Source organism: Paenibacillus dendritiformis (genome assembly GCF_015845845.1).
GTDB classification, from domain to species: Bacteria; Bacillota; Bacilli; order Paenibacillales; family Paenibacillaceae; genus Paenibacillus_B; species Paenibacillus_B dendritiformis_C.
Window position 1 is genome coordinate 1 of the sequence record NZ_LDIG01000093.1, and the last position, 8048, is coordinate 8048.

Genomic DNA, 8048 nt, shown 5'->3' on the forward strand with positions numbered 1-8048 from the left:
GGAATATAACATGAACCGCCGTATACCGAACGGTATGTACGGTGGTGTGAGAGGTCGGGGGCTAGGCGCCCCCTCCTACTCGATTGTTCGAGAGAAAAGAGAGGATGACGACGATGAGTCTGGACATTAAGCAGCGGCTGCTGCCCGACGGGCGGCCGAACAAGCCGAACCGGCCGATGAAGCCGCAATATATTACGATTCATAATACGGACAATCCGGCCCCCGGCGCTACCGCCGAGGCGCATTCCCGCTATATTTTGAACGGTAGCGGCGGGGCGAAGAAAAGCTGGCACTATACGGTCGACGACCGCGAGATCTATCAGCATTTGCGAGAAAATGAGCAGGGCTGGCATGCGGGGGACGGCAACGGCCCCGGCAATCTGTTGTCGCTTGGGGTCGAGATCTGCATGTACGAGGGGATGGATGAGCCGAGGGCATGGCGGCGGGCCGCGGAGCTGATCGCCCGGTTGGCGGAGAAGCACGGCATCGCCATGGAGCGTATCGTTCCGCACCGTCACTGGAGCGGGAAGGCTTGCCCGTCGCGCGTGCTGCCGCGCTGGCAGGAGTTCATGAAGCTCGTAGAAGAGCAGCGGGAAGGACAAGGCCAGCCCGAGGAGCGGGATTATGCGGGCCACTGGGCCGAATCGTCGATCCAGTATGCGATCGCCAATGGAATGATGGCGGGCCGCAGTTCCGGGTTTGCCCCGAATGAGCCGGTCACGCGTGCCGAGCTCGCTGTCGTCGTCGAGCGCCTGTGCAAGCAAATGAAAGAATAGCCCCTCTTGTGCCCTGAGGTATCCGATTCTATCGCCACCTTTTGGAAAATGGTAACATAGAAAAAAATGAAGCTCTGCATAGGGAGGAGATTATGGATACCATCGAGATCGAACCGGGACGAGCCATGGGAACGATAAAGCTCGGGATGAGCAGGGATGAAGTGGAGGAATGCATTCGCCAATATGCGTCCCGCTATGAATGCCGCGATGATATTTCGTTTGATTTTTCCTCGTATTTCATGCCGGAATATGATTCGAATGACCGCTTGATTGCGCTGCAAATGACAAGCGACGTGAAGGAGCATGCTCATTGTATTTGCCATGGATTCCATGTTTTCGCACGAAGGCAGATGACTTGGTTAAGGCGCTGGACAAGATTTCTCCATACTCGCGAACATGGGATGCATCCGCTGGATTCTGCTATCTCTTCACGGAGATGGGACTCACTTTATATCGTTCCCGTGTCTTTACCGAGAAAGATTTGGAGGAAGAGTGGTTTTTGGCCCAGTCGCTGGATGCTCAGGAGGATGATAAGAGGTTTTTCTATTTTGAAACGGTCTCGGTATGCGAATGGAGTTATTATGAGAGATTTAAGGAGTTGGAGGAAACCGCGAACGATCCCGTACCCGCTATCGAAGACCCTGCACCCGGGGCGAAGAGCAGCGAAGAATTGATTTTGGATTTGAAAAGAAAGCATGGTCTCATCTAGGGATTCTCGATAGCCCCCGCAAGTATACGCCGCCCCCATCCGGTACAAGCTAAAAGGATGAAGCAGTGTTGCCTCTCAGCAACTTTCCTTAACGGTCCCAACTTTTCTACCTGGCAGCAACAGGTTGTTGCCGGTTCAAGAGTTGTATGGGGGGTCAACACTGTTTCTGTAGACCCACACGGGATCCGTCTGTTACGATAGTAACTCAACATGAGCGCTGAAAAACTCCAACAGCTCGAGGACAGTTGTTCGCAGGGGCGGATAGATAGCGGGGGAGGGCTTGACCGTGAGTGCGGATGTATACGCGGATATGAAGCAGGGAGAAAAAGGGGCATGGATTAGCATTGCCGCTTATATTGCCTTGTCCGGCGCCAAGCTGATGATTGGCTGGATGTATCAGTCGCAAGCGCTGCAGGCCGACGGGTGGAACAACCTGACCGATATTATCGCTTCCGTGGCCGTCCTTATCGGTCTGCGCATCTCGCAGAAGCCGCCGGATCGGGATCATCCGTACGGGCATTTGCGGGCGGAGACCATCGCGGCGCTGATCGCGTCCTTCATCATGGCGACGGTTGGCATTCAAGTCATTTTGTCCACCGCGCGCTCCTGGTTCGCCGGGGAAGAGAGCAGCCCGAGCCCGGTTACCGGCTGGGTCGCCTTGGGCAGCGCGGCCATTATGCTTGCCGTCTACGCCTACAACAAGCGTCTCGCGACCCGGATCCGCAATCAGGCGCTGATGGCGGCGGCGCAGGACAACCGATCCGACGCCTTTGTCAGTATTGGCGCGGCGGTGGGCATCTTCGGCGCGCAGTTCGGAATGAACTGGCTCGATCCGCTGGCGGCCTTGACCGTCGGCCTCCTGATTTGCAAGACGGCGTGGAATATTTTCCGCGAGGCTACCCATACGTTAACGGACGGCTTCGACGAAGCGCAGCTGGAGCGGCTGCGGAAGACGGTGGAGAGCACGGAGGGCGTGCGGGCGATTCGCGAGGTGAAGGCTCGGCTGCATGGAAGCCTGGTGCTGGTGGATGTCGTCGTGCTGGTCGATGCGGGACTGAGCCTGGTGGAGGGCCATCGCATCTGCGACGATATCGAGCAGCGGATGCAGCGCAAGCATAATATCGCCCATGTTCATGTTCACGTCGAGCCGATGGTGTCCGGAGCGGAGCAGAAGCGGCCGCAAGACCGGGCGGCTCATTAAGCGGATGCCGGATCGGGAATCGTATTCTGGTATCGGAAAAGCGTTCGGAAGACTCTGATTGGATCAGATTCTTTTGGGCGCTTTTATGTGATCAGGCGGGGTACGGCGAAGCCAAACAGAAGGTGATTTTTTTAAAAAACGATTGACAAATGACATAATTTTTAAATATGATTATGTTAACAAACATTCCCAATAATGGTTGTGAATGTTCGATGACCTCTTCTTTTATAGCGAAGCAATCATCCTACATACTTAATCGGCCGATCGATTCGGTTTGCTTGGCGATAAAGAAAATCCGGGTCCGGAAGGGGAGAAATAGCGCAGCCTGATTTCGTGTTCGGTTATCGGTAAAAATTTGTGGTCTTCCCGCATGCCCCTGGTTCAGTCTCTTCTATTCATGTCAGCCGACTCTATTTCCAAGTACACTCCAGTGCGGCATTCTCTTTGCCGTCAGGCCGCTCCAAGCGCTTTGCCTTCGCTTCATGTTCTTGAACCCTTGCCATTCTTCAGATTTGCACATCACCTATGAAAATGCCCTCCTTTTTGTTTTTTCACTCTCGTATTCAACAGAAATAAGCATGGTTAAGAAGTCGAAAAATGAATAAGAAAAGAGGTTGATGCGAATGAAAGCAAGATTTTTATCGGTTTTCGTCTCTTTCTTGCTGCTTGTCTCGCTTGTGCCCCCGGTAGCCTCCGCTGCCCAAAACCATTCGATCCCTTCCGGGTGGAATCTATATTCTATTACCTTTGCCAGTGCGGACAGTGACAACGGACTCTGCGCGCAAGGGGCCAAAAACTGGACGGCGGCTGCGGGGACGACCATGACCGAGACATCGTCGTCCCAAAATAAATGCTATTACCGGGACTATCCTGAATCATGGTATGGCCTGTACAGCAAATATAGCTCCTATTTTACGATTAAGGTGAACAAGAGGCTGCTGGCTCGCGATTTCCCGAATCAAGTCTGGAACGCCAGTCTCAGCTCCACGACCCACGAATTCGGGCATGCTCAATTTCTGGGCGATCATGATACGGCGGGCGAGGGAGTCTACGGAACCACGTCCATTATGAGCTACAACCGCAATCGCGCCACGATGACTACGCCTCAGTCTCACGATTTGAGCGACCTCCAGCAATTAAGAAACTCTTCTGCCGCGCCTTCCTCCGCGGATGAAGCCGTCTTTGCGGATTTTCCTTACTACGATATTGAAGAATTATTAGATGGCAAAACCGACTTGGTTGTCGTTGCTCATGTCGATGCCGTGAGTGAAATCCAGGAAAACGGAGCCGATCCGCTCGCTTCGCATCAAGAGGCTGTCTTGCGTATTGATGATACGCTGTATGGCCAGGCAGAGTCGCCAACGATCAAGCTTTATCAATCCGTAGACAAGGTGAAGGCCGGCCAACAATATTTGCTCTTCCTCTCGTCCCGGCCGGATATCGGGCAATATGTCGTATCCGATGGCGCCTCGCAAACGATTGTCAAGCAAAATCAACTGAGATCGAAATCGATTGAAGCTACCTCCGATAAAAAGCTGACGGTAAACATCAAAGGCATCAAAGGCCAATATTCGAATGAGGAGCTGCGGCAGCTTTTGAACGACAAGTATAAATAATGGTGAGAGAGGGGGAAAGTGATACAAGGTATATATGAAAAGCGTGCAGGAAGAATCGGAGTTCGAAACCGATTCTGCTTGCACGCTTTTTTTGGCATTAGGAAGGCGAACCGTCGGCCTCCGCTTCCAGGGCCGCCATGAATTCATGCGGCTGATCGAGGCAGAGCGCGATATGCTTCAGGTCGCGGCGGCTTCCGAACCGGCCCGTAACCGAGACGGGGGCGGCCAGCTCCAGCATGATGTTCGGCGTGCCGAACAAGGGGGCGGCCGTATGGCGCAGTTCGTCCTTCGGCAGCGGTTGCTTCAACAGCCGGACGGCGGCATAACCGGCGAGGACAGCGGCGAGCGCCCGGGCGAAGGCGGCGAGCTTCCCATTGCTTATCCGGCGCAAACCTACCCAAAACACAAGCAGCGGCCCAACGACCATGAAATCGAGAGCCACTCCGAACGTCAACAGCATGGAAATATCGGCGGCCACGACCAATAATAGGATGACAAATGGCCACGAAATGGAATTTCGGGACGTCCGAACCATCAAAACACTCCTCTCCAGTCTATCAACCATTTTCTATAATATACCTTAATTTCCTGGGTAATAGTTACAAAATATTCTTTTTTCTTACGGGTAATAGGTATATTGAACTAGAGAAAGTTACAATTTTGTCTATTTTTAAGCAGATTGTCGGATAGTTTCCTGTATCCGGCTCTATTTATAATTAGGGCAAGTTGTTTCTGGGATGTCATAACATTTTTAGTATAACTATTAAAATATACTATTCTTTGACATCTTGTTCATATGAACAACAACTCAATATTCCGTTGCAACGTCACAATCACACCATTGTTAGAACAACAAGGAGGATGACATGAAAAAACAACTACTGCTGGGATTATTGATGGTAACGATGGCCGGACAAGTATTCGCGGGGGTGTCCCATGCTGCCGAAGCTCCACAGGCTGCAGCGGCGGCGCAGCAAGTATCGACAAGCCAGACAGGCAATATTATCGCTTCGGTTAATTTGCGCAAAGAACCGTCTACTTCTTCTTCGGTTATCCGCCTCATGAAAAAAGGCGAGAAAGTTACGATATTGGACAAGCATAACAGCTACTGGTACAAAGTTCGGGATGAACAAGGCAATACCGGATATATGAGCACGAGCAGCAAATACATACAGGTGGCTGGAACCTCCACAGTCAATCAGCCATCTGACAAGCCTTCTGTCAGCAACCCGGCAGATAGCGAAGAATCCCTCCAAACGGCGGCAGATTCTTCCAGTCGCGCAGCCAAAATCGAGAAGGTCATCCAGGTCGGACAAAAATATTTGGGCACCCCATACGAATTCGGCTCCAACCGGAACAACACCAAAACGTTCGATTGCTCCGATTTCGTCAGACATGCCTATAAGGAAGCGCTCGGCATCGTGCTGCCGACGGATTCCCGCAAGCAAGGAAGCTGGATTAAGTCCAATTCCACGCCAAAGGCGAGCATCAGCCAACTGAAGCGCGGCGATCTCATGTTCTTCATGTCCTATAAAGGCTCCAAGGCCTCCGCTTATAAAAACGTCAACAAGAGCACGGAGCGGATTACGCATGTGGGGATTTACTTGGGAGACGGCAAAATTCTGCATACGTACTCCAAAAAATCCGGCGGCGTTCGGGTCGATAATGTGCTCAACACCACTTGGGAGCACCGCTTCCTGTTCGGCGGCAGCGTGTTGAAGTAGGTTTGGAATCGATTGCACACGGTTCTACAGGCACTTCTGTTACCTTGGATCTGAAGAGAGGCCCTGTGGGGCAGTGTCATTAAGTTAAGGAGCAAGGTCAAAAATCAAGAATAAGAGCAGGTTATCGAAAAGATAGCCCGCTCTTTTTTTGTTTCAAAAGAAAATCAAGGCTTAACAGATAGATGGATATGTGTGACGAAGACCCTTGAAACACGAGGAGGCCACGTCCATGAATGAGTACGCGAATTCGCTAAAAGAAACGCTTACATCCCTCATACGAGAAATGGCAGCCGCACCAGCACCTTATGTCAAAAAACCTGAAAAAGATTTTACCCGAAAGAAACTTTCATGAGTACTAACTCGCAAAACTATAATAGCATGAAAATAGCGAGTGTTTAGTTTGCTCGCCGCTTTCCCCTACTTCTAGTACCATGGCGCGAAACACGTTGCTTTTTATGGTGGTCTACCCCGTCAAAGAAACTGTTGAGGATGAGTTTTATGTACAAACCTGTGCTGTCCTTGAATGCCCATTCAGGGAACCGCGAACAGAAAAACGCTTACGCTCAAATTCATCCGCCGTCATGTATTTTCAGTATCGGAGGGATTTCAGCATGGAAGTTTTGCTCGAACGTTGCGCAGGAATGGATGTTCATCAAGAGACAATCGTGGTTTGTGTTATGACGACAGATTCGGCCGGTGAGGTCCAAAGTGAAGTGCGCACATTCGGAACCTTAACCAAGCATCTTTTTGAATTGCTAAAGTACCTGGAGTCCCGCGAAGTGACCCACATTGCAATGGAAAGAATGTACCTGGGCGCAAAACAGATGTTTGTAATGCGGAGTGGATCGCCAAGCTGCTTCGTGTAGGTCTCATTTGCTGTACGCTTTATTCCTTGCTTGGATTCAAAAAAGAAACGGCACAGGGTCTTTTCCCATGCCGTTTCGATTCCTATGTTTTCGGCTCTTGTCTTTGAGCTAAACTTAATGACATTGGCCCTGTGGGACCTCTTTTTTTCATCCTCGCAAGGTCGTTCACTGCATCCCACGCTTCTCTTTTGAATCTGCAAAAACTCGCTCGATTTCCTGCATAAATCCGTTTGTTTTCTTCTGTATGGCGAAGGTGCTCCGCCTCGTTAACATCTTCAGCCCAATCACAAGTGTCATCTATGTTATGTTCCTGGAGTCATACATCATCGGGCATCAGCTTAATCGAAACCAGAGTCGGTCGCGTAAACCAGCGGCTCTCATATTGAATATAGTAGTTCTTATTAACTTGCAGTGTTCGGATAATCTCCTCTCTACCATACACCGTAATCTGATTATTATCTCTGTCTTCAATTCGGATTGAGTTTTGATTGATTTGGATTAGGGTCACTATCGCTGCCGTTTTCTCGGTACTGAGTAGCCAAGGCGACAGGATAACAAGACTAATAACAATGGTAACAATCACCCTTTTTTTAATATATATCACCTTATTGAAAATATTTACTTTTTTGATATTTTATGATACTATGACCATTGTAGCATATATTCACCTATAAAAGGAGGTAATATTGTGTTCTCATTAACGCGAATTCGAAAATGTTGTGTGTTGGCTATTGTTTTGACTTTCGTGTTTTTTTCTACTTCAGGCATTAAAAGTCCGGTGAAAAAGTCCGCTTAAACAGGTCTTTCCCACGGTTTTGTCGAATTTGTACTGTAACAAATAATCGAGAGAGTGATTGAACATGAAAGCCTATAAGTCATCGGCTGTCCAGCCTCAGATGTTTCAATTCGTGGATATGGATGAACTCGTGCCGAAAAAGCACATCCTGCGTCAAATCAACGAGGCGCTTGATTTATCCATCGTCCATGATTGGGTAGCGCCGCTATATACGGAACGCACCGGTCGCCCGGCGGCTGACCCGGAGCGAATGGTTCGACTGATGCTGCTTTCGTATTTGTTCAACCACTCCGAACGGGAATTGTATCAACTGCTGCCCATGCATGCGGGCTATTTGTGGTTTTGCGGACTGGATTTCGA

8 protein-coding genes and 1 pseudogene are annotated in these 8048 nt (G+C 50.2%); 8 read left to right on the forward strand and 1 reads right to left on the reverse strand.

Annotated features, from left to right (window positions below):
• Positions 1-113 precede the first annotated feature (113 nt).
• From ABD76_RS07525 to ABD76_RS07540, 4 genes are all read left to right on the forward strand, one after another.
• Positions 114-776 carry an N-acetylmuramoyl-L-alanine amidase gene (locus tag ABD76_RS07525; protein ID WP_197255651.1) on the forward strand — a complete coding sequence of 221 codons (663 nt, stop codon included), beginning with the start codon at positions 114-116 and terminating at the stop codon, positions 774-776.
• A gap of 310 nt (positions 777-1086) precedes the next feature.
• Positions 1087-1485, forward strand: a complete 399-nt coding sequence (locus ABD76_RS07530) for a hypothetical protein (RefSeq protein WP_197255653.1) — start codon at positions 1087-1089, stop codon at positions 1483-1485.
• Positions 1486-1771: 286 nt separating this feature from the next.
• The gene (locus tag ABD76_RS07535) at positions 1772-2686 is read left to right on the forward strand and encodes a cation diffusion facilitator family transporter (RefSeq protein ID WP_338125069.1); all 915 of its coding nucleotides are present in this window, start codon (positions 1772-1774) and stop codon (positions 2684-2686) included.
• A gap of 623 nt (positions 2687-3309) precedes the next feature.
• A complete protein-coding gene (locus tag ABD76_RS07540) occupies positions 3310-4302 on the forward strand; it encodes a hypothetical protein (RefSeq protein WP_197255654.1) in 993 nt (330 codons plus the stop codon).
• Positions 4303-4399: 97 nt separating this feature from the next.
• Here the strand turns inward: ABD76_RS07540 and ABD76_RS07545 are convergent, their stop codons facing one another.
• The gene (locus ABD76_RS07545) at positions 4400-4837 is read right to left on the reverse strand and encodes a hypothetical protein (RefSeq protein ID WP_197255656.1); all 438 of its coding nucleotides are present in this window, start codon (positions 4835-4837) and stop codon (positions 4400-4402) included.
• A gap of 331 nt (positions 4838-5168) precedes the next feature.
• On the opposite strand from ABD76_RS07545, the gene ABD76_RS07550 reads away from it, so the two are divergent.
• From ABD76_RS07550 to ABD76_RS07560, 4 genes and pseudogenes are all read left to right on the forward strand, one after another.
• Positions 5169-6026: a C40 family peptidase gene (locus ABD76_RS07550; RefSeq protein ID WP_197255658.1), complete on the forward strand. Its 858-nt coding sequence runs from the start codon at positions 5169-5171 to the stop codon at positions 6024-6026.
• A gap of 229 nt (positions 6027-6255) precedes the next feature.
• Positions 6256-6378, forward strand: coding sequence for a hypothetical protein (locus ABD76_RS30175; RefSeq protein ID WP_275100796.1), 123 nt, complete (start codon positions 6256-6258; stop codon positions 6376-6378).
• A 259-nt stretch (positions 6379-6637) separates the two neighbouring features.
• Positions 6638-6900: pseudogene (locus ABD76_RS07555) on the forward strand (IS110 family transposase); the annotation flags it as partial.
• Positions 6901-7752: 852 nt separating this feature from the next.
• Positions 7753-8048 (forward strand): transposase (locus tag ABD76_RS07560; RefSeq protein WP_197253959.1); only part of this gene is annotated, 296 nt, incomplete at its 3' end.

Bases quoted from the DNA above. Each gene is read 5' to 3' on its own strand.
- ABD76_RS07525 (WP_197255651.1), top strand. From the start codon at position 114: ATGAGTCTGGACATTAAGCAGCGGCTGCTGCCCGACGGGCGGCCGAAC.
- ABD76_RS07540 (WP_197255654.1), top strand. From the start codon at position 3,310: ATGAAAGCAAGATTTTTATCGGTTTTCGTCTCTTTCTTGCTGCTTGTC.
- ABD76_RS07545 (WP_197255656.1), bottom strand. From the start codon at position 4,837: ATGGTTCGGACGTCCCGAAATTCCATTTCGTGGCCATTTGTCATCCTA.
- ABD76_RS07550 (WP_197255658.1), top strand. From the start codon at position 5,169: ATGAAAAAACAACTACTGCTGGGATTATTGATGGTAACGATGGCCGGA.
- ABD76_RS30175 (WP_275100796.1), top strand. From the start codon at position 6,256: ATGAATGAGTACGCGAATTCGCTAAAAGAAACGCTTACATCCCTCATA.